Here is a 21,317-nt window from a genome sequence, read left to right on the forward strand (position 1 = left end):
AAATAGAAAAGGAGAATAAATGAACAAATTTTTACGAGTACTATTTATTTTAGTTATCGTCGCCATGTTGGGTGCTTCTATTCTACAAATCTTTCTCCCATCATATATGGGAGAGCATTCTGGTTACGGTGTTTCTGCAGGATGGCAAAGAGAAATTGGAATTTGGAATCTAGCTGTCTTAATTATTATTCTTGCCGTTAATATTAAGTACGATTGGTTTTACCTGAGAATTGCCCTTCTTGCCCTCATTATTGGTGGTATAGGAATAGGAACAAATCATTTGTTAAATTTTATTGAATATCATTCTCCTGTTAATGCGATTGGTGCTATCGAGAATTATATACTCGTATTTGGTTGGATTATAGGGTGGTTTATTGAAAATAAAACTATAAAACTCCAAAACTCTTTATAGACATAAAATTTAGCAAAAACTATTTTTGTACTCACATAGTTAGGAGACATATGAAAAAGTTATATACTCTTATCGCTGCTTGCTTACTTCTTCTCTTTGTGACACCCCTACAATCCATCGATGCAGGTGTCGGCCATTCTCGAAGTGGTAGCTCTAGTCGCAGTAGCTCACGAAGTAGTAGCAGTTCTCGCAGTAGTAGCTCTAGCCGAAGTCGTTCAAGTGGTAGTTCTTCTTCTAGAAGCAGCTATCGTTCTGGCGGTAGTTACTCAAGTTCAGACGGTTCTCTAGGGACAGGAATGACCATTCTGATCATGTTTGGTGTCGGAGCTTTCTTACTCTTCATGCTTATCAAATATCTGAATGACCAGAATTCATCATCTGGTAAATCTTATGAAAGTTCGACTAGCTACCAACCACAACCAACTATCCATCGTCGAGTTGAAAATAATAGCCAAGCCATTGATCGACTTAGATACTATGATCCAAACTTTGACGCCTCTACTTTCACTTCATGGGTTAGAGAAGTTTACATCCAATTACAGGCAGCCTGGACTAAAAAAGATTGGAATTTGGTGCGCTCACTTGAAAGTGCTAGCCTCTATTCTCAACACAGTGCTCAACTGGAAGACTATATCCAATCTCAAACAACGAATGTTTTGGAACGTGTTTACGTTGAAAATGTTCGAATCAAAGATTTCTACGAAAATCCAGATGGAAATGATACTTTAGTGGTTATCCTTTCATCTACTTTGAGAGACTATGTCATCGAAGATAAGACTCGTAAGGTTATCGAAGGAGATCCTCAACAAGATCTTTTTACAGTTTATCAAATGAACTTCATCCGCAAACATGGTAGCCAAACTGAAAACAATGTTCAAGATGAAGCTGTTAGCGACCACTGTCCAAACTGTGGTGCTCCACTTAAAATCTCAGCTATAAGTCAATGTGATTATTGCGGAGCTGAACTCACACGTAGTCCAAATCAATGGGTTCTTGATACCTATGAAGTTGTGGATGAAGACGAACTTTATAATTAGGAGGAAATTATGGGATTTATCCGTGCTGCCCTTTCAGCTGGGCTAAATAGTTTTAATGATAGCAAATTCAAGGAAGCCATTGTACTTCCAGACCACGTCTCTTCAGACGTCATGGCCATCAAGGGACTATTGCTTACAAAAGATCCTGACGGTAGTTCAAGACAAAGCAACCAAAATACTGGCCTTTTAACAGATGGTTCGGTGATTATTGTCCCTCAAGGATATGTTGCTGTTCTTGTTAATAATGGTACCTTCCTAGGGGATGTCCTGGAAGCTGGAAGCCATGAATGGCGTGCAGGTGATAACGCTTGGCTCCTTGAAAAAGGTGGAATCAAGGGTACTTGGGAAAACTTCAAAAACCGCTTCTCTTTTGGTGGACAAGTTATTACTCGACAAGAAATCATCTTTATCCGTATGCAACCAATCGCAGGTAATAAATTTGGTACCCAAAACGCTGTAGAGTATTTCAGTGAACGTTACCAACAATTGCTCAATATCCGTTTTTATGGTTTGTTTGATATTAAGGTTGCTGACCCAGTACTTTTCTATGTTAGCTCTATCAGTCAACAAATTGAAGATCACAAACCATTTACAATCCAAGATATTGCTCAAGGAACACTTCGACAAAATATCTCTCCAAAAATCGCAATTGCTATCGCTAAGTATACCAATGAAAACGGAGTTGATATCTATAGCCTAAATGCTAACCAAGACACTTTCAATGAAGTAGCTAAACAAGAAGTTAACAAGGTTTGGACAGGACTTTATGGTATCGAAGCAACCAATATCTTGCTTGAAGATCTCAGTTACGACCAAGAAAGTCTAGAAATTGTTCGTAAACTTGATAGCGAACTCGTTGCTATGAAATACAATACCATCGAAATTGAAGAACGTCGTGCTCGTAACGAAGCCCTTATTGCTGCAGCTAATAATGAAGGTAATGGCAATGGTATGAACATGTTTATGGGAATGAACCTCGGTCAAACACTCGGTGGCCAACTCAGCCAACAAGCTCAGAATCAAGCTCCGGTTCAAAACAATGGACAAGCCACAAGTAAGAACTTTTACATCGAGGTTGATGGCAAGTATGTATTAGTAACCAAAGATGAAGAAGGAAACATCGTTCCTGTCAACTAATTTCACTTCCCTGATATTTGAGAAATCTTGCGACTTATGATACAATAAAGAGTAAATTATTTTATTAAAGAGGTAAAAACATGATCGAAGCAAGTAAATTAAAGGCTGGTATGACCTTTGAAACAGCTGACGGAAAATTGATCCGCGTTTTGGAAGCTAGCCACCACAAACCAGGTAAAGGAAACACTATCATGCGTATGAAATTGCGTGATGTCCGTACTGGTTCAACATTTGAAACTAGCTACCGTCCAGAGGAAAAATTTGAACAAGCGATTATCGAAACTGTGCCAGCACAATACTTGTACAAAATGGACGATACAGCTTATTTCATGAACACTGAAACTTACGACCAATACGAAATTCCTGTTGTAAATGTTGAAAATGAATTGCTTTATATCCTTGAAAATTCTGAAGTTAAAATTCAATTTTACGGAACTGAAGTAATCGGTGTAACAGTACCTACAACTGTTGAATTGACAGTTGCTGAAACTCAACCATCTATTAAAGGTGCAACTGTTACCGGTTCTGGTAAACCAGCTACAATGGAAACTGGTCTTGTCGTGAACGTTCCAGACTTCATCGAAGCAGGACAAAAACTCGTTATCAACACTGCAGAAGGAACTTACGTTTCTCGTGCCTAATCTCTAGAAAGAGGTCATTCTATGGGAATTGAAGAACAATTAGGCGAAATCGTTATCGCCCCACGTGTACTTGAAAAAATCATTGCAATCGCTACAGCTAAAGTTGATGGTGTCCACTCTTTTTCAAATAAATCAGTATCTGACACCCTTTCAAAACTTTCACTCGGTCGTGGCGTCTATCTAAAAGAATCTGAAGAAGAGCTAATAGCTGATATCTATCTCTATCTCGAGTACGGTGTCAAAGTACCTAAGGTTGCAATGGCTATTCAAAAAGCTGTAAAAGATGCCGTTCGTAATATGGCTGATGTTGAATTAAATGCTGTGAATATTCACGTTGCTGGTATTGCGCCAGATAAAACACCAAAACCAGCATTAACAGATTTATTTGATGAGGACTTCCTCAATGACTAGTCCATTATTAGAATCTAGACGCGAACTACGAAAATGTGCCTTCCAAGCACTGATGAGTCTTGAATATGGTTCTGATATTGAAACTGCTTGTCGCTTCGCTTATACTCATGATCGAGAAGACGACGAGGTAAAACTCCCTAGCTTCCTAATCGATCTTGTATCTGGTGTTCAAGCTCAAAAAGAGGAACTAGACAAACAAATCACTCAGCATTTAAAGTCTGGTTGGACGATTGAACGTTTAACCTTAGTTGAAAAGAATTTATTGCGTTTAGGAGTTTTCGAAATCACTTCCTTTGATACTCCTCAACTTGTAGCTGTGAATGAAGCTATTGAACTTGCAAAAAGCTTTTCAGATCAAAAATCAGCCCGTTTCATTAACGGACTACTCAGTCAATTTGTAACTGAAGAAAATTAAATAAAAAAAGTGTTTGACATCTGTCAAACACTTTTTTATTTGTCTCCTCAAATGCTATCTAAAAAAACGATTATAGATTAAATTAGAAAGCAATAACCAAATGAAATCTGCATGAATAAGAAAGTTAATAAAACTATGGCACAGGATTGTGATTTTTAAATTCTTTGTCCAACGGTAAACTAAAGCAAAAAAAAGACCGGAAAAACTATAAATCATCAAACTGATGGGGTCGCGATGGGACAATACCAAATGACTGAGCCCAAATATAAGAGCTGATAAGATGACATCCAAGTAGTATTTGGACTTAGGGAAAAAGGTATTCATAAAATAGCCTCTATGAACAATCTCCTCCAATATAGGCCCCAAAATGACAACTGAGATAAAAGAGAAGCAAGTCGTTAAAATAGTAGATTGCTCACTGAAGGATAGGACCGAAAGAAGGTCTTCAAAGATATAGTTGTTATTAATGAAGCGACTAAACTGTAAGTAAAAAGCACTTAACAACTGACGGACAAAATAAGCAGCCACTAAACTAACTACAAGGTAAAAGAATCTGGATTTCTTCGAGCCCTTTTTTTCAAAAATATAGAGCATTCTTTTCTTTTTTAGCCAATAGATAAATAGTCCTAAAAGAGCTAGTTGCTCTACTGCTACAATAATAGAATAGCCATCCATACCCCAGACAAACATCTTAGCCAGATAAAGACTACTGAAATCTAGTAGATAAATTGATAGGAATACCAGTAATGTATAGATTCACAAATGACCTATTTTTTTCATACTCACTCCCAAAAAGCTTTGTTGACTTATTTTTATAGCACACGCATCCCTTGTTATATTAACAGATATTTTTACAAGAGTCAATTTTTTATCCTGAAATGTATTTTATAGAATCCAAAAAGCTAGAACTATTTCTCAGTTCTAGCTTACTTTTTAGTATTTTCTAAAGCGTTGGTAACGTTCCTCAATGAGCTGCTCTAGTGGCAGTTTACCAAGTTCATCAAGTTCTGCTCGGAGTTGTTCTTTGACTTGCTTGATCAGATCTTTACTTGATAGACCTACCTCAGAGATAACCTTATCAACAATTTTCATATCTAGCAATTCGAAAGAAGTAATTTTCATCAACTCTGCAGCTTCCATGGCACGACTGCCATCTTTCCAAAGAATAGACGCAAAGCCTTCAGGACTGAGAACTGCATAGATCGAGTTTTCTAACATCCAAACACGGTCAGCTACTGCAAGAGCTAAAGCCCCTCCTGAGCCACCTTCACCGATAATAATGGCAATAATTGGCACCTTAAGATCGCTCATCTCCATAAGGTTACGAGCAATAGCTTCACCTTGACCACGCTCCTCTGCTCCGACACCAGGATAGGCACCAGCCGTGTTGATAAAGGTTACAACAGGACGACCAAATTTTTCAGCCTGCTTCATCAAGCGAAGGGCTTTTCGATAACCTTCAGGATGAGGTTGTCCAAAGTTACGGTTAAGATTATCTTGTAAGCTTTTACCTTTTTGAATTCCAACAACAGTTACTGCTTGGTCTCCCAACCAACCGATACCACCAATAACAGCACCATCATCTCGGAAAGAGCGATCACCATGTAGCTCTACAAAGTCATCAAATATTCCTGTTGCGAAGTCCAAGGCAGTTAAGCGGGTTTGTTCACGTGCTTCTCTGACGATTTTTGCAATATTCATCAACAATCCCCCTTATGTAACCTTACTAATCGAGCAATCATATCTGGCAATTCTCTCCGTTTAACAATCGCATCCACAAATCCATGTTCTAACAAAAACTCTGCCTTCTGGAAATCCTCTGGCAAATCTTCCCTTACGGTATTTTCAATGACACGACGTCCAGCAAATCCTACCAAACTTTGAGGCTCTGCCAAGATAATATCCCCTTCCATAGCAAAGGAAGCTGTAACACCACCAGTTGTTGGATCAGTAAGGATTGTTAGGTAAAAGAGACCTGCATTGGAATGACGTTTGACTGCTGCAGAGATTTTAGCCATCTGCATCAAACTCATGATTCCTTCTTGCATACGTGCTCCACCAGATGCTGTAAACAAGACGACTGGTAATTTTTCAGCTGTCGCGTATTCAAACAAACGAGTGATTTTTTCACCAACTACTGTTCCCATAGACGCCATGATAAAGTTAGAATCCATGATTCCAAGAGCAACTTTTTCACCCTTAATCAAAGCAGTTCCTGTAACAACAGCCTCATCAAGACCTGTTTTTTCACGCATAGAGGCTAATTTTTTCTGGTAGCCTGGAAATTCCAATGGATCTTGTGTCTCAATTCCTGTAAACATCTCTAGGAAGCTTCCCATGTCAATGGTTAAAGCAAGACGCTCTTGAGCTGAAATACGGAAGGTATAGCCACAGTGAGGACAAATACGGTCACTCCCCAAATCCTTTTGGTAAATGGTATGTTTACAACCTGGACATTTTGAGAAGAGTTCGTCTGGAACCTCAGGCTTGGCTTGGGGCTTTTCTCTAAGTGAACGATTGGGATTAATTCGTATATATTTATCTTTTTTACTAAATAGAGCCATACATCCCCCTTTTCAGTCTCATACTTTTTATATTATTCTTTTTCTTGATAGTGTGGTAAGAAAGTTTCCATCAAGAATGAAGTATCGTAGTCCCCTGCTATCACACGACGATCTGAAATCAAATCGAGTTGAAAATCAGCATTGGTGACGACCCCTTCAATTTCAAGTTCATAAAGAGCTCTTTGCATTTTCATGAGTGCATCAAAACGATTTTCACCATGAACAATAATTTTAGCAATCATACTATCATAGTATGGTGGAATGGTATACCCTGGATAAACTGCAGAGTCAACACGCAAGCCAACACCACCGCTTGGTAGATAAAGATTAGTAATCTTACCTGGGCTCGGTGCAAAATTAAAGGCTGGGTTTTCTGCGTTAATACGGCACTCAATAGCATGTCCTTTTAGAACAATGTCTTCTTGTTTAAGAGTCAAAGGTTGGCCTGACGCAATACGGATTTGTTCCTTGACAATATCCACACCAGAAACAAATTCGGTTACTGGGTGTTCTACTTGGACACGAGTATTCATCTCCATAAAGTAGAATTTGCCAGTTGCTTCATCTAGTAGGAATTCAATAGTACCAGCATTTTCATAACCAACAGACTCCGCCGCACGGACTGCTGCAGCACCAATTTCATTACGCAGTGTTTTCCCAATGGCAATCGAAGGACTTTCTTCTAAAACCTTTTGGTTATTCCGCTGAAGCGAACAGTCACGCTCACCTAGGTGAATCACATGTCCCATCTGGTCAGAAAGAATCTGTACCTCAATGTGGCGAGCAGGATAAATCACACGCTCGAGGTACATAGCCCCATTTCCAAAGTTTGCTTTGGCTTCACTAGAGGCTGTTTCAAAGGCTGATACAAGATCTTCTGCCTTTTCAACCTTACGAATCCCTTTACCACCACCTCCAGCTGAAGCTTTAAGCATAACTGGATAACCAATTTTTTCGGCAACAGCAAGCGCTTCTTCTGCAGTATGGACTTCTCCATCTGATCCTGGAATGACAGGCACGTTTGCCTTAATCATTTGAGCACGGGCGTTGATTTTATCTCCCATGACATCCATTACTCGAGCTGATGGCCCAATAAATTTGATACCGACTTCTTCACACATAGTTGCAAATTTGGAATTTTCACTTAAAAAACCAAATCCAGGGTGAATAGCTTCAGCTTCAGTCAAGACCGCAGCTGATAGGATGGCATTGATGTTCAGATAAGATTCTGTAGCCTTTCCAGGGCCGATACAGATAGCCTCATCAGCCAAAAGCGTGTGGAGAGCTTCCTTGTCAGCAGTCGAATAAACAGCAACTGTAGCAATTCCTAACTCTCGTGCCGCACGAATAATACGAACAGCAATTTCACCACGATTGGCAATTAAAATCTTACGAAACATGGAAAACCTCCCTAGTTTCCAATAGCAAAGGTCAAAGTACCGCTTGCTGCAAGCCTACCATCTACTTCTGCCTTCGCTTCTACTACGGCGATTGTGCCACGACGTTTGACAAAAGTTGCTGTCATGACAAGCTGATCACCAGGAACAACTTGTTTCTTAAACTTAACCTTATCCATGCCAGCATAGAAGACAAGTTTCCCTTTGTTTTCAGGTTTAGACAATTCCAAAACACCTGCTGTCTGAGCCAAGGCTTCCATAATGAGGACTCCAGGCATAACTGGGTATTGAGGAAAATGACCATTGAAGAAAGGTTCGTTAATCGTTACATTTTTAATAGCAACAATTGTATCTTCACTAACTTCTAAGACACGATCTACTAAGAGCATGGGATAACGGTGTGGCAAAGCTTCTTTAATTCCTTGAATATCAATCATTTGATACGTACCAGGCCTTTCCCAAACTCAACCATTTCTTCATTTTCAACAAGAATTTCTGTTACAACACCGTCTTTAGGTGCTGGAATTTCATTCATAACTTTCATAGCTTCAATGATGACCAAGGTTTGGCCTTTTTTAACAGTATCACCGACTGAAACAAAATTAGGTTTGTCTGGTCCGGCAGCCAAGTAAGCAACACCGACAAGTGGACTTTCTACAAGGTCCCCCTCAGCTACAGATTCACTAGCACTTGATTCTGGAACTGCTTCTACAACTTGTGTTGTAGTTGGAGCTTGTGGTGCAACTGTAGGTACAGCTGCTGGAACTACAGGTTGAGGTGCTGGACTTGTTTCTGCCACAAGTTTCGCTTCATTCTTACTGAAGACCAACTCGTCCGTTCCATTTTTATAAGAAAATTCTTTCAAGCTTGACTGATCAAATTGTGCCATCAAGTCTTTGATTTCATTTAAATTCATTTTTACTTATTCTCCCAACGTTTGAAAGCAAGAACTGCATTATGCCCACCAAATCCAAAAGTATTTGAAATAGCATAAGGAATTTCATGTTCCAAGCCTTGTCCATAAATAACGTTTGCTTCAATGTAGTCTGACACTTCTGTTGTTCCAGCTGTCATTGGAACATAGTTGTTACGGATTGCTTCAATTGTTGCAATAGCCTCAACTGCACCTGCTGCACCGAGCAAGTGGCCTGTAAATGACTTGGTTGAAGATACAGGTACTTCCTTACCAAGAACCGCTACGATAGCACCACTTTCTCCCTTTTCATTAGCAGGAGTTGATGTACCGTGAGCATTGACATAAGCTACTTGGTCTGGTGTGATTTCAGCTTCATCCAAGGCAAGTTTGATAGCTTTAATAGCACCTTGGCCTTCTGGATGTGGTGAAGTCATATGGTAGGCATCACAAGTGTTCCCGTAACCAACGACTTCCGCTAGGATAGTTGCTCCGCGTTTTTCAGCATGTTCTAAGCTCTCAAGAACCAACATCCCTGAACCTTCACCCATGACAAATCCATTACGGTCTTTATCAAATGGAATAGAAGCACGTGTTGGATCCTCTGTTGTTGAAAGAGCTGTTAAGGCTTGGAAACCAGCGATTGCAAATGGAGTAATTGAAGACTCTGATCCACCAACTAACATGATATCTTGGAAACCAAATTTGATAGAACGGAAGGCATCTCCGATAGCATCATTTGATGAAGCGCAAGCTGTGTTGATAGATTTACAGATACCATTAGCACCAAAGCGCATAGCTACATTTCCTGCAGCCATATTTGGCAAGGCTTTTGGAAGTGTTAATGGTTTAACTCGTTTTGGTCCTTTGTCGTGAAGTCGGAGGACTTGGTCTTCGATTTCTCTGATTCCACCGATACCAGATGCAACGATGACACCAAAGCGGTCTTTATCAAGTGCTTCTACGTCAAGATTAGCATGGTCAACTGCTTCTTGAGCTGCATACAAGGCATATAAAGAATAATCATCGAAACGATTGGTATCTTTTTTTACAAAATATTTGTCAAAAGGAAAATCATTAATCTCTGCTGCATTATGGACGTCAAAAGCACTGTGATCAAACTTGGTGATTTCACCAATCCCAATCTTTCCATTCTTTAAACTGTTCCAAAATTCTTCTGGCGTATTCCCAATTGGAGATGTTAATCCATAACCTGTTACTACTACACGATTTAGTTTCATTTTCATACCTCTATTTTAACTCTTATTGCATGGTAAGTCCACCATCAATTGCTATGACTTGTCCCGTTAGATAATCTTGGCTTGCAAGAAAGGCTGTGACCTCTGCCACTTGCTCAGCTTGGCCAAATTGTTTCATCGGAATTTGTGTCAACATGGCATCTTTTACCTTATCAGATAGGACTGCAGTCATATCAGATTCGATCATTCCTGGCGCAATAGCATTGACACGTACATTACGATTGGCTACCTCACGTGCTACTGATTTGGTAAATCCAATTAGACCAGCCTTAGAAGCAGCGTAGTTTGCTTGACCGATATTACCCATCAAACCAACGACACTGGACATATTGATAATGGCCCCTTCCCGAGCTTTTATCATCTGCTTCAAGACTGCTTGCGTCATGTTGAAAGCTCCCGTTAGATTGACTTTCAAGACCTTCTCAAAATCTTCTTCTGTCATCTTCAGCATGAGAGTATCTTGAGTAATCCCGGCGTTATTCACTAGGACGTCAACTGACCCCATCTCTTCAATCGCTTGATCTACCATGCGTTTAGCATCTGCAAAGTCAGAAACATCACCAGAAATAGCAAGGACCTTAACCCCGTAAGGTTTAAATTCGTTTAGAAGCTCCTCGGAGATTTCACCACGACTATTCAAGACAACATTGGCTCCCAAGCTGGCAAATTTATGAGCAATGGCAAGACCAATTCCTCGACTTGAGCCTGTAATAAAGACATTTTTCTGTTCTAGTTTCATTTTTCTCCTTTCAGAACTTCTACCATTTTGGTCTAATTTTCTAAGAGTTCTTGTAAACTTGCTTGATCTTCCACATTTGCAAGTTGAGCAGTTTTATCAATCTTTTTGACAAATCCAGACAAGACTTTCCCAGGACCGATCTCGATAAAACGTGTCACACCAGCTTCTTGCATAACTGCAATGCTTTCATAGAAACGAACAGGTTCCTTGACTTGACGAGTCAAGAGTTCTGCAATTCGTTCTTTTTCCATGACTTTTGCTTCTGTATTACCAACAAGGGGACAAGCAAAGTCATTAAACTCAACATCTTCTAGGACTTGAGCTAATTTTTGACTAGCAGATTCCAATAAAGCTGTATGGAAAGGTCCAGAAACATTTAGCGGAATTAAGCGTTTTGCTCCTGCTTCTTGCAAGAGTTCAACTGCACGATCCACAGCAACCACCTCACCACCAATAACAATTTGACTTGGGGTATTGTAGTTAGCTGGAGTCACAACACCAAGTTGAGAAGCTTCTTGACAAGCTTGTTCAATAACTTCAACTGGAGTATTGAGTACGGCTACCATTTTACCAGACCCTGCAGGTGCCGCTTCTTCCATATAAGCTCCGCGCTTAGCAACTAGAGCCACCGCATCTTCAAAATCCAAGGCGCCACTAGCTACAAGGGCAGAATATTCACCAAGAGACAGGCCTGCCACTATATCTGGTTGGTAACCTTTCTCCTTTAATAGTCGGTAAATGGCAACGGATGTAGCCAAAATAGCTGGTTGTGTGTACCGAGTCTGATTTAGCTTTGTTTCATCATTGTCAATCAAGTCTCGAAGATCATAACCTAAGACTTGGCTAGCTTGGTCGATTGTTTCCTTGACGATAGCATATTGGTCGTATAGTTCACGTCCCATTCCAAGGTACTGGGCTCCTTGACCTGCAAATAGAAAGGCTGTTTTAGTCATTTCTTGTAACTCCTGCCCAACGAGCGGCTTCTTTTTGAATTTTCTCAGCTGCACCATAGTAGATATCTTTTAAGATTTCTTCAACTGTTTCTTCTTTAGATACCAAACCTGCAATCTGGCCAGCCATTACTGAACCGCCATCTACATCACCATGGACAACAGCCTTGGCTAAGGCTCCTGCACCCATTTGTTCAAAGATTTCTAAGTCTGGATTTTCTTGTTTAAAGGCATCTTTTTCAGCTTGCTCGAAATCACGAGTCAATTGATTTTTGATGGCACGAACTGCGTGACCAAAATGTTGTGCTGAAATAGTTGTATCAATATCACGAGCTTTTAAAATCTTAGCTTTGTAGTTTGGATGAGCATTTGATTCTTTAGCAACTACAAAACGAGTTCCTACTTGCACAGCTTCCGCACCAAGCATAAATCCAGCAGCAGCTCCCTCACCGTCTGCGATACCACCTGCAGCGATAACAGGAATTGAAACAGCCGCCGCAACTTGACGGACCAAGGTCATGGTTGTTAATTTACCAATGTGTCCACCGGCTTCCATACCTTCACAAATGACAGCATCTGCACCGATTTTTTCCATACGTTTAGCCAAAGCTACGCTAGGAACTACAGGAATAACGGTGATTCCTGCTTCATGAAATCGCTCCATATATTTACTTGGGTTCCCTGCACCAGTTGTGACTACCTTAACCCCTTCTTCAATAACGAGGTCAACAATATCATCAACAAATGGAGACAAGAGCATGATATTGACACCAAAAGGCTTGTCTGTTAAAGATTTAATCTTATCGATGTTGGCTTTAACCACTTCTTTAGGTGCGTTTCCTCCACCAATGACTCCGAGACCACCAGCTTTTGAAACAGCTCCAGCCAAATCGCCATCTGCTACCCAGGCCATTCCACCTTGGAAGATAGGATATTTAATATTTAATAATTCAGTGATACGTGTTTTCATATTGCCTCCATAAGTCTTGCTTACGTAATAGTTCGACTTTATTATAATTTGACGGTCAAACTATTACCTAAACAAGAGGGAGCGGGTCTCCCCTACTCCTTCTTTATTTATTCTAATTATTTAGTTTGCTCTTCAACGTAAGCAACCAAGTCGCCAACTGTTTTCAAGTTGTCTTCAGCTTCGATTTGGATATCAAAAGCGTCTTCAATTTCTGAGATTACTTGGAACAAGTCCAATGAATCTGCATCCAAATCATCAAAAGTAGATTCAAGTGTTACTTCTGATGCATCTTTTCCGAGTTCTTCAACGATAATTTCTTGTACTTTTTCAAATACTGCCATGATAGACTCCTTTAAAATAAATAGTTTTTTTATAACAATGTGATCACCACATGATTACCTAAATTGTAACAATAAGTGTGCCCCATGTCAAACCTCCACCGAAACCTGACAAGAGAATTTTTTGGCTACCATCCAAATGGATGAGTCCTTCTTCTACACACTCAGAAAGTAAAATCGGGATACTTGCCGCACTAGTATTTCCATACTTCATCATATTAGCAGGAAGCTTGTCACGATCGACACCGATTTTTTTAGCCATCTTATCTAAAATTCGAATATTCGCTTGATGAAGCAAGAGATAATCGAGTTCATCTGCTGATATTGGACTTTTTTCGATGGTCTGTTTAATAGATTTAGCCACGTCTCGAATTGCAAAGTCAAAAACTGCTCTCCCATCCATTTTCAAGAAAACATCTGGTTCTTCTTGAATCGAAAATGGTGAAATCAATCCTGTCTGTCCATAAGTGAGACACTCACCACGAGAACCATCGCTATTGAGACTTTCAGCTAAGAAATGTTTTTGGTCACTTGCCTCAAGTAGTACACCACCAGCTCCATCTCCGAACAAGACAGCTGTTGAACGGTCAGACCAATCCAAAGATTTTGACATGGTCTCACTACCGATAACAAGACCCTTTCGATATGTTCCTGAAGAAATGAACTTTTCTGCAGTCGATAGGGCAAAAACAAATCCACTACAAGCAGCTGTTAAATCATAGGCAAAAGCCTTATGAGCGCCAATCTTTGCCTGAACACGAGCTGCGGTTGAAGGCATCATCGAGTCAGGTGTCATCGTCGCTATAATGATGAAGTCTAGCTCTTCAGCAGAAATCCCTGCCTTCTCTATAAGTTGTCTTGCAACCTCTGTAGCCAAATCTCCTGTTGATTTCGTCTTAGAAATATGGCGTTCTTTAATCCCTGTCCGACTTGAGATCCATTCATCACTCGTATCCATGACCTGAGCCAAGTCTTCGTTAGTGATAATCTGCTCTGGAGCATAATGAGCGACCTGGCTTATTTTTGCAAAAGCCATTACTTCAAATCCTCCAAAAAGTGATAAAGATTAGTCAAGCCTTTTCCCATAACTTCAATCTCTTCAGGACTCATGCCCTCGATAATTCTTTCGACCATGGCCTTATGGAAACGTTTATGAAGACGGTGAACGAGACGACCTTTCTTTGTCAAATGCAGATGTACTACACGACGATCTTGATCTGAGCGGATACGTTCGATGTATCCTTTTCTCTCCAAATTGTTTAAACTCGTTGTCACAGTCCCTAGAGTTACCATCAACTCTTTGGACACTTGACTTGGAGTCACTTCTGGATACTTACCGATAACATCAATCGTGTGCATTTCTTTGATAGAGATGTCTTTGAAACGACTACCTCGCAAACTTACTTCCTCGATCACTAGGACGTTGTTAAAAATTGATGTTAAATAATCATTGACTTGTTGGTAGTCCATTTCTCTTCCCTCCTTTATCAAAAAAAGTTTAATAATCAAAACATTTGACAAGAAAAGTATATCAAACTTCAAAGAATAGTGCAAGTATTTTTTATTTCCCGATAAATTTTGGACGTCTTCTTTCAGAATGTGCACGAACACCTTCTTTAAAATCTTCCGTATAGGATAGTGATTTTTGTAGTTCCAATTCAAGTTGAGCATATTCATGCCACTGCTTGAATTCACTTTCCCAAACAAGTTTCTTAATCGCAGCATAGGAATTTGAAGAGCCACGTCTCAACTTCTTCAACAATTGTTCTCTTGTTTTTTCTAATTGTTCACTAGTACATAGACGATATAGAGCTCCTGCCTCCATTGCCTTTTCAGCGGTGAAAGCTTCTCCAGTCATAGCTAATTGAGTTGCTCTAGTTGCACCGAGCGATCTTGTCAGCAAGAATAAGCCACCCGCGTCAGGAGCCAATCCTACACCTACAAAAGCCTGGATAAATTTAGACTTGTCAGATGCGATACAGAAATCAACTGCCAAGGCCATATTGGCTGCAGCTCCAGCAACTGCTCCATCCACCTCCATGATAACAGGCTTAGGAATCTGTTTAATCTTATAAGAAATAGTATTGACCAATTCAGCAATTCGAGTTAAGGAATCAATATCATCCTCATCGACAGCACGTTTCATTTCAACTAAATCACCACCGACAGAAAACACCTTACCAGCAGCATTGATGAGAATAAATGAAACAGAATCGTCTTTTTCAGCTAATTCCAGTGCTTCTAAAATTTCTTCACACATAGGAATATGGAAACCATTTGCCACCTCGGGACGATTTAAAGTAATCACCGCTAAATCGTCTTGAATTTGAAAGATAATATGATTCATAGCCACTCCTTTAATTTAAAAAGCTGATTAAATTATTTTATCTTCAAAGTATATCTTTTTCTTGTTTATAAGACAAGAGAAAAATCGACCGAAAGTGTCTCGGCCGATTTTAAAACCTTAGTTTGGTCTCTAAAAATACAGGAAAACCAGTACTTGTATCATCCATGAAATCATAAATCACTTCAAGCATTCGCCCTCCTTCTCTCTGATAGAGCTGTTCTTGGTTGGATCCTTTATAGTAGAATTCTCCTGAAACCATGTAAAAAATACGATTTGGATCTTCAAGGTAGGCAAAAAGATTGCCTGTAAAAGGAGCTTCCTTGTCTCCGTCCTTGTTAACCAGACTTGTAGCTAAGAGTTTCGTGATTCCTCTATATTGTCCACTTTCATCTGTTCGACAATAAAACTTGACTCTAGCTTCATAGTTAGGATTGACGATAAGCTTTTCAGAGAGAATTCGATAGGTCCTTGTCTTACTATCTGACAAGCCGATAGATAAGATAATTTTAGCCCTCTCAACTGAAATCTGACGCTCCTGCGCATACTCCATCGCTAATTCTTCTCCGGTCAAACGACCACTGGGAAGAGGATGAGACCTTGCTCCGATATTTGTAGGAATCATCACGAAGGTAAGGACTAGTAAGATTAAACAAACCACTCTTTTAATCATCTTCCCCCAACTCCTTTCATTAGAAGAGTCTTTCCTCCTACATCTTTATTATAAGCTTTCCTGATGAGACTTTCAAACAATTGTATAGGATATTTTCCAGATTGAAAAAAGCCCCTCTTTCTGCTATAATCGTATAAAATACTTACTTTAGGAGTTTTTATGAAGGTTGTAAAATTTGGGGGAAGTTCACTCGCCTCTGCAAGCCAATTGAAAAAGGTTTTAAACATTGTAAAAAGTGACCCTGAACGTCGTTTTGTAGTTGTATCTGCACCAGGAAAGCGCGATGCTAAAGATACCAAGGTTACGGATGCTTTGATTAAATATTATCGTGATTATGTAGCAGGAAATGATATCAGTGCTAGTCAAAATTGGATTATCGATCGTTACGCTACAATGGTTAGCGAACTAGGGCTTAAACCAGCTGTTTTAGAACGAATCTCTAAAAGTATCCGAACTCTCGCTACCCTTCCAATTGAAAACAATGAATTTCTTTACGATACCTTCCTTGCTGCAGGGGAAAATAACAATGCTAAACTCATTGCAGCTTACTTTAACCAAAATGGATTAGAAGCTCGCTATGTTCATCCGCGAGAAGCTGGTATTGTTGTAACAAGTGAACCCGGAAATGCTCGTATCATTCCTTCAAGTTATGATAAAATCGAAGAACTCAATAACGGAAATGAAGTTCTGGTTATTCCGGGATTCTTCGGTGTGACTAAAGAGAATCAAATCTGTACCTTCTCACGTGGTGGATCTGATATCACTGGGTCAATTATCGCAGCTGGAGTTAAAGCTGACCTTTATGAAAACTTTACTGATGTTGACGGAATTTTTGCTGCCCACCCTGGTATCATTCACAAGCCACACTCAATCCCTGAATTGACTTACCGTGAAATGCGGGAATTGGCCTATGCAGGTTTTTCTGTCCTTCACGATGAAGCCCTTCTCCCGGCCTACCGTGGTAAAATCCCTCTTGTTATCAAAAATACCAATAATCCTGACCATCCAGGTACTCGCATCGTTCTGAAACACAGCAGTGATGAATTCCCAGTAGTGGGGATTGCTGGTGATTCTGGTTTTGTCAGCATCAATATGTCTAAGTACCTCATGAACCGCGAAGTTGGTTTTGGTCGTAAAGTACTTCAAATTCTAGAAGACCTGAATATTGGTTGGGAACATATGCCTACAGGTATCGATGACCTTTCTATCATCCTTCGTGAGCGCGAGCTTACACCAATCAAAGAGGAAGAAATCCTCCGTCAACTTGTTCAAAAAGCTGAAGTTGACCATGCTGAAATCGAACATGACCTGTCTATCATCATGATTGTTGGCGAAAAAATGAAGCGCCATATCGGGGTAACTGCTACAGCCACTCGTGCCTTATCTGAAAACAATATCAACATTCAAATGATGTCACAAGGTTCTAGTGAAGTTTCTATCATGTTCGTTGTCCACAAAGACCAAGAAAAAGCGGCTCTAAAGGCTCTCTACCATGCCTTCTTCGGTGAAAGTAAGGAAGACTAATCATGGCACAATCTCTCAATAAAGTCGTTGACTTACAAACTACTGGAACTTCTTACCTCTCTATACAAGGAAAAGTTGGAAAATTTCTGGTAGGAGACCAGGCCTTGGAGTTTTACTCGGATCGCAATATTGAGGATTATATTCAAATCCCATGGTCTAGCGTTAATCAAATCGGAGCCAATGTTTCAGGCCGTAAGGTTAGTCGTCATTTTGAAGTTTTTACAGACCAAGGAAAATTCCTCTTTGCCTCAAAAGACTCCGGAAAAATTCTTAAAATTGCTCGGGAAAAAATCGGAAATGAAAAGGTTGTGAAGCTTCCAACCTTAGTCCAAATCATCGGTCGTAAAATCAAAAATCTATTTGCAAAAAAATAGAAACTTTAGTATAATCATAGAAACGGATAAGTAGGTTATCCTCTTCTTCCAGAAAGTCTGCGGATGCTGCGAGCAGATAGGAGAGATAGGTGAAATTCTACCGTTGTTTTAAATCAAATACAGAATCAAGTGCACTCCTGTGAAGTTGGATGGAACCGTGGCTCTGCCACTCCAACGCTTTGTCAGGTGTGCTTTTTTCATAAAGGAGTTTATATGCTAGATATCAAACGTATTCGTACAGACTTTGATGCTGTCGCAGAAAAATTGGCTACACGTGGTGTAGATGCTGCTATCTTGAACGAGATGAAAGAAATCGATGCTAAACGTCGTGACATCTTGGTCAAGGTTGAAACCCTCAAGGCAGAGCGTAACACGGTTTCTGCTGAAATTGCTCAAGCTAAGCGCAACAAGGAAAATGCCGATGGTAAGATTGCTGCCATGCAAACCCTATCTGCCGAAGTCAAAGCACTCGATGCAGAATTAGCTGAAATCGATGCTAAATTGACAGAATTTACCACTACTCTTCCAAACATCCCAGCTGATAGTGTTCCTATTGGGGCAGACGAAGATGATAACGTAGAAGTTCGCCGTTGGGGAACTCCTCGTGAGTTTGACTTTGAACCAAAAGCCCACTGGGATCTCGGAGAAGACCTTGGTATTCTTGACTGGGAACGTGGTGGAAAAGTCACTGGAGCTCGTTTCCTCTTCTATAAAGGCCTCGGAGCTCGCTTGGAACGTGCCATCTACAACTTTATGCTAGATGAACATGGTAAGGAAGGTTATACTGAAGTCATCACCCCTTACATGGTTAACCATGATTCTATGTTTGGTACTGGCCAATATCCAAAATTCAAGGAAGATACTTTTGAAATCAGCGATACCAACTATGTCCTCATTCCTACAGCTGAAGTACCTTTGACTAACTACTACCGTGATGAAATTATTGATGGTAAGGAACTGCCAATCTACTTTACTGCTATGAGTCCATCATTCCGTTCTGAAGCTGGTTCTGCTGGTCGCGATACTCGAGGTTTGATTCGTTTGCACCAATTCCACAAGGTAGAAATGGTGAAATTTGCTAAACCTGAAGAATCATACGAAGAACTAGAAAAGATGACAGCTAACGCTGAAAACATCCTTCAAAAACTCAACTTGCCATACCGTGTGGTGGCTCTTTCTACAGGAGATATGGGCTTCTCAGCTGCCAAGACTTATGACTTGGAAGTTTGGATTCCTGCACAAAATACTTACCGTGAAATCTCAAGCTGTTCAAATACAGAAGATTTCCAAGCCCGTCGTGCCCAAATCCGTTACCGTGATGAAGCCGATGGCAAGGTAAAACTTCTTCACACCTTGAATGGTTCTGGACTGGCTGTTGGACGTACCGTCGCTGCTATTCTTGAAAACTATCAAAACGAAGATGGTTCTGTAACCATTCCTGAAGTTCTTCGTCCATACATGGGTGGAGCTGAAGTTATCAAACCTTAAGATTTTCAGATAAAAAAAAGAGGAAGCTGAGCTCCCTCTTTTTAAGTGATTCAAAAGAAACAGGTAGAAATTATGATTTCTACCTGTTTTTATTTATTAGTAACCACCCATCATTGATGGATCCATAGCTGGAGCTGGTGCTACAGGTTCTGGTTTGTTAGCCACAACTGCTTCTGTTGTCAAGATAAGACTTGCTACTGAAGCTGCGTTTTGAAGGGCTGAACGGCTAACCTTAACAGGATCGATAATACCTGCTTCAATCATGTTCACCCATTCACCTGTTGCAGCGTTGAAGCCTGTACCAGCTTCTGCATTTTTCAAACGATCGATAACGATTGAACCTTCATAGCCTGCATTGTAGGCAATTTGTCGAACTGGTTCTTCCAAGGCACGAAGAACAATGCTACGTCCTGTTGCTTCATCACCTGTCAATTCTAAATCTTCAACAGCTGGAATAACATTCACTAAGGCAGTACCACCACCTGCAACAATACCTTCTTCCACTGCTGCACGGGTAGCGTTAAGGGCATCTTCGATGCGGAGTTTCATTTCTTTCAATTCAGTTTCAGTTGCAGCACCGACCTTGATAACTGCTACTCCACCTGATAATTTAGCCAAGCGTTCTTGGAGTTTTTCACGGTCGAATTCTGAAGTTGTTGTTTCGATTTGAGACTTGATGACAGCTACACGGTTAGCAATCGCTTCAGGATTTCCTGCACCTTCAACAATGACTGTGCTATCTTTATCTACAGACACTTTAGCTGCTTGACCTAAAGCTTCGATGGTAGCATCTTTCAACTCAAGCCCAAGGTCTTCAGTAATAACGGTACCACCTGTCAAGATTGCGATATCTTCAAGCATAGCTTTACGACGGTCACCGAAACCAGGAGCCTTAACAGCAACTACGTTGAAAGTACCACGAATCTTGTTCAAGACAAGTGTTGGTAGAGCTTCACCGTCAACATCATCAGCAATAATCAAGAGCGGACGACTGCTTTGAAGAATACTTTCTAGAAGTGGCAAGATTTCTTGGATATTTGAAATCTTCTTGTCTGTGATTAAAATGTATGGGTTTTCAAGGTCTGCAACCATTTTTTCATTATCAGTAACCATGTATTGTGAGAGGTAACCACGGTCAAATTGCATTCCTTCTACGACTTCAAGTTCTGTTTCCATACCACGTGATTCTTCAATAGTGATAACTCCATCTTTGCCAACTTTTTCCATGGCTTCAGAGATGTACTCACCCACTTTTTCAGAACGAGAGGATACAGCAGCGACTTGAGCGATGGCTTCTTTATTAGCAACAGGGATAGCCGTATTCTTCAAAGCTTCTACGGCTGCAGCGACCGCAGCTTCAATCCCACGACGAATACCAATTGGATTTGCGCCAGCAGTAACGTTTTTAATTCCTTCACGAACGATAGCCTGAGTCAATACTGTTGCAGTAGTTGTCCCGTCACCTGCAATATCATTGGTTTTAGAAGCTACTTCTGATACCAATTTGGCACCCATATTTTCAAAATGGTCTTCCAATTCGATTTCTTTAGCGATTGTAACCCCGTCGTTGGTAATCAATGGAGAACCAAATGATTTTTCAAGCACAACGTTACGACCTTTAGGTCCCAAAGTTACTTTAACAGTGTCTGCTAAGATATCAACACCGCGAACCATAGCTGAACGAGCGTCTGATGAAAATTTAATGTCTTTTGCCATACTTACTTTCTCCTT

Annotated in this window: 25 protein-coding genes; 9 read left to right on the forward strand and 16 right to left on the reverse strand. The window is 40.3% G+C overall.

All coding sequences use genetic code 11. From position 1 onward, the window contains the following. Positions 1–19 precede the first annotated feature (19 nt). The 6 genes from QM859_RS05405 to nusB all read left to right on the forward strand — a co-directional run bounded on the left by QM859_RS05405 (position 20) and on the right by nusB (position 4,053). Complete coding sequence (locus QM859_RS05405; RefSeq protein WP_049494237.1) at positions 20–412, forward strand: hypothetical protein; 393 nt, start codon at positions 20–22, stop codon at positions 410–412. Positions 413–462: 50 nt separating this feature from the next. Next, positions 463–1,449: a zinc-ribbon domain-containing transport protein gene (locus QM859_RS05410; protein ID WP_414262362.1), complete on the forward strand. Its 987-nt coding sequence runs from the start codon at positions 463–465 to the stop codon at positions 1,447–1,449. Between the two features lie 9 nt (positions 1,450–1,458). After that, complete coding sequence (locus QM859_RS05415; protein ID WP_414262363.1) at positions 1,459–2,586, forward strand: SPFH domain-containing protein; 1,128 nt, start codon at positions 1,459–1,461, stop codon at positions 2,584–2,586. A gap of 80 nt (positions 2,587–2,666) precedes the next feature. Next, a complete protein-coding gene (efp, locus tag QM859_RS05420; protein WP_004251910.1) occupies positions 2,667–3,227 on the forward strand; it encodes an elongation factor P in 561 nt (186 codons plus the stop codon). A 21-nt stretch (positions 3,228–3,248) separates the two neighbouring features. After that, positions 3,249–3,638: an Asp23/Gls24 family envelope stress response protein gene (locus QM859_RS05425; protein WP_036756919.1), complete on the forward strand. Its 390-nt coding sequence runs from the start codon at positions 3,249–3,251 to the stop codon at positions 3,636–3,638. Then, complete coding sequence (gene nusB / locus QM859_RS05430; protein WP_004251901.1) at positions 3,631–4,053, forward strand: transcription antitermination factor NusB; 423 nt, start codon at positions 3,631–3,633, stop codon at positions 4,051–4,053. Before QM859_RS05425 ends, nusB begins: the two co-directional genes overlap by 8 nt. 54 nt (positions 4,054–4,107) lie before the next feature. On the opposite strand, the gene QM859_RS05435 is transcribed toward nusB, so the two are convergent. The 15 genes from QM859_RS05435 to QM859_RS05505 all read right to left on the reverse strand — a co-directional run bounded on the left by QM859_RS05435 (position 4,108) and on the right by QM859_RS05505 (position 16,200). Then, positions 4,108–4,809: a CPBP family intramembrane glutamic endopeptidase gene (locus tag QM859_RS05435; RefSeq protein WP_414262467.1), complete on the reverse strand. Its 702-nt coding sequence runs from the start codon at positions 4,807–4,809 to the stop codon at positions 4,108–4,110. A gap of 177 nt (positions 4,810–4,986) precedes the next feature. Then, positions 4,987–5,754 carry an acetyl-CoA carboxylase carboxyl transferase subunit alpha gene (locus tag QM859_RS05440; RefSeq protein WP_004251895.1) on the reverse strand — a complete coding sequence of 256 codons (768 nt, stop codon included), beginning with the start codon at positions 5,752–5,754 and terminating at the stop codon, positions 4,987–4,989. Continuing rightward, positions 5,754–6,617 (reverse strand): acetyl-CoA carboxylase, carboxyltransferase subunit beta, encoded by an 864-nt coding sequence (gene accD, locus QM859_RS05445; RefSeq protein WP_004251892.1) that lies wholly within the window; start codon positions 6,615–6,617, stop codon positions 5,754–5,756. The genes QM859_RS05440 and accD overlap by 1 nt, the downstream gene beginning before the upstream one ends. A gap of 32 nt (positions 6,618–6,649) precedes the next feature. Beyond that, on the reverse strand, positions 6,650–8,017 hold the full coding sequence (gene accC / locus QM859_RS05450) for an acetyl-CoA carboxylase biotin carboxylase subunit (protein WP_414262364.1): 1,368 nt from the start codon (positions 8,015–8,017) through the stop codon (positions 6,650–6,652). An 11-nt stretch (positions 8,018–8,028) separates the two neighbouring features. Next, positions 8,029–8,451: a 3-hydroxyacyl-ACP dehydratase FabZ gene (gene fabZ / locus QM859_RS05455; protein WP_006147939.1), complete on the reverse strand. Its 423-nt coding sequence runs from the start codon at positions 8,449–8,451 to the stop codon at positions 8,029–8,031. After that, positions 8,448–8,930, reverse strand: coding sequence for an acetyl-CoA carboxylase biotin carboxyl carrier protein (gene accB / locus QM859_RS05460; protein WP_006147938.1), 483 nt, complete (start codon positions 8,928–8,930; stop codon positions 8,448–8,450). Before accB ends, fabZ begins: the two co-directional genes overlap by 4 nt. Before the next feature lie 2 nt (positions 8,931–8,932). Next, positions 8,933–10,168, reverse strand: coding sequence for a beta-ketoacyl-ACP synthase II (gene fabF / locus QM859_RS05465; protein WP_414262365.1), 1,236 nt, complete (start codon positions 10,166–10,168; stop codon positions 8,933–8,935). 22 nt (positions 10,169–10,190) lie between these two features. After that, positions 10,191–10,925 carry a 3-oxoacyl-[acyl-carrier-protein] reductase gene (gene fabG / locus QM859_RS05470; RefSeq protein WP_414262366.1) on the reverse strand — a complete coding sequence of 245 codons (735 nt, stop codon included), beginning with the start codon at positions 10,923–10,925 and terminating at the stop codon, positions 10,191–10,193. Positions 10,926–10,957: 32 nt separating this feature from the next. Then, positions 10,958–11,878, reverse strand: a complete 921-nt coding sequence (gene fabD / locus QM859_RS05475) for an ACP S-malonyltransferase (RefSeq protein WP_414262367.1) — start codon at positions 11,876–11,878, stop codon at positions 10,958–10,960. Beyond that, positions 11,871–12,845, reverse strand: a complete 975-nt coding sequence (gene fabK, locus QM859_RS05480; protein ID WP_414262368.1) for an enoyl-[acyl-carrier-protein] reductase FabK — start codon at positions 12,843–12,845, stop codon at positions 11,871–11,873. The genes fabD and fabK overlap by 8 nt, the downstream gene beginning before the upstream one ends. 116 nt (positions 12,846–12,961) lie before the next feature. Continuing rightward, on the reverse strand, positions 12,962–13,186 hold the full coding sequence (locus tag QM859_RS05485) for an acyl carrier protein (RefSeq protein ID WP_000257840.1): 225 nt from the start codon (positions 13,184–13,186) through the stop codon (positions 12,962–12,964). Positions 13,187–13,244: 58 nt separating this feature from the next. After that, on the reverse strand, positions 13,245–14,219 hold the full coding sequence (locus QM859_RS05490) for a beta-ketoacyl-ACP synthase III (RefSeq protein WP_414262369.1): 975 nt from the start codon (positions 14,217–14,219) through the stop codon (positions 13,245–13,247). Continuing rightward, complete coding sequence (fabT, locus tag QM859_RS05495) at positions 14,219–14,653, reverse strand: fatty acid biosynthesis transcriptional regulator FabT (RefSeq protein WP_004251873.1); 435 nt, start codon at positions 14,651–14,653, stop codon at positions 14,219–14,221. The genes QM859_RS05490 and fabT overlap by 1 nt, the downstream gene beginning before the upstream one ends. Before the next feature lie 91 nt (positions 14,654–14,744). Beyond that, positions 14,745–15,530 carry an enoyl-CoA hydratase gene (locus QM859_RS05500; protein WP_025170321.1) on the reverse strand — a complete coding sequence of 262 codons (786 nt, stop codon included), beginning with the start codon at positions 15,528–15,530 and terminating at the stop codon, positions 14,745–14,747. A 109-nt stretch (positions 15,531–15,639) separates the two neighbouring features. Continuing rightward, positions 15,640–16,200 (reverse strand): hypothetical protein, encoded by a 561-nt coding sequence (locus QM859_RS05505; protein WP_414262370.1) that lies wholly within the window; start codon positions 16,198–16,200, stop codon positions 15,640–15,642. Between the two features lie 159 nt (positions 16,201–16,359). Between QM859_RS05505 and QM859_RS05510 the strand changes: the two genes are divergently transcribed. The 3 genes from QM859_RS05510 (at position 16,360) to serS (ending at position 19,586) form a co-directional block, all read left to right on the forward strand. Next, positions 16,360–17,724 carry an aspartate kinase gene (locus QM859_RS05510; protein WP_414262371.1) on the forward strand — a complete coding sequence of 455 codons (1,365 nt, stop codon included), beginning with the start codon at positions 16,360–16,362 and terminating at the stop codon, positions 17,722–17,724. Positions 17,725–17,726: 2 nt separating this feature from the next. Beyond that, positions 17,727–18,098 (forward strand): DUF956 family protein, encoded by a 372-nt coding sequence (locus QM859_RS05515; protein ID WP_414262372.1) that lies wholly within the window; start codon positions 17,727–17,729, stop codon positions 18,096–18,098. A 213-nt stretch (positions 18,099–18,311) separates the two neighbouring features. Continuing rightward, positions 18,312–19,586, forward strand: coding sequence for a serine--tRNA ligase (serS, locus tag QM859_RS05520; protein WP_414262373.1), 1,275 nt, complete (start codon positions 18,312–18,314; stop codon positions 19,584–19,586). A gap of 96 nt (positions 19,587–19,682) precedes the next feature. Here serS and groL read toward each other — a convergent pair whose 3' ends face one another. Then, positions 19,683–21,302: a chaperonin GroEL gene (groL, locus tag QM859_RS05525; RefSeq protein ID WP_414262374.1), complete on the reverse strand. Its 1,620-nt coding sequence runs from the start codon at positions 21,300–21,302 to the stop codon at positions 19,683–19,685. Between the last annotated feature and the right edge of the window lie 15 nt (positions 21,303–21,317).

Origin of the sequence: Streptococcus infantis (assembly GCF_047463175.1) — a bacterium.
Classification (GTDB): domain Bacteria; phylum Bacillota; class Bacilli; order Lactobacillales; family Streptococcaceae; genus Streptococcus; species Streptococcus infantis_AC.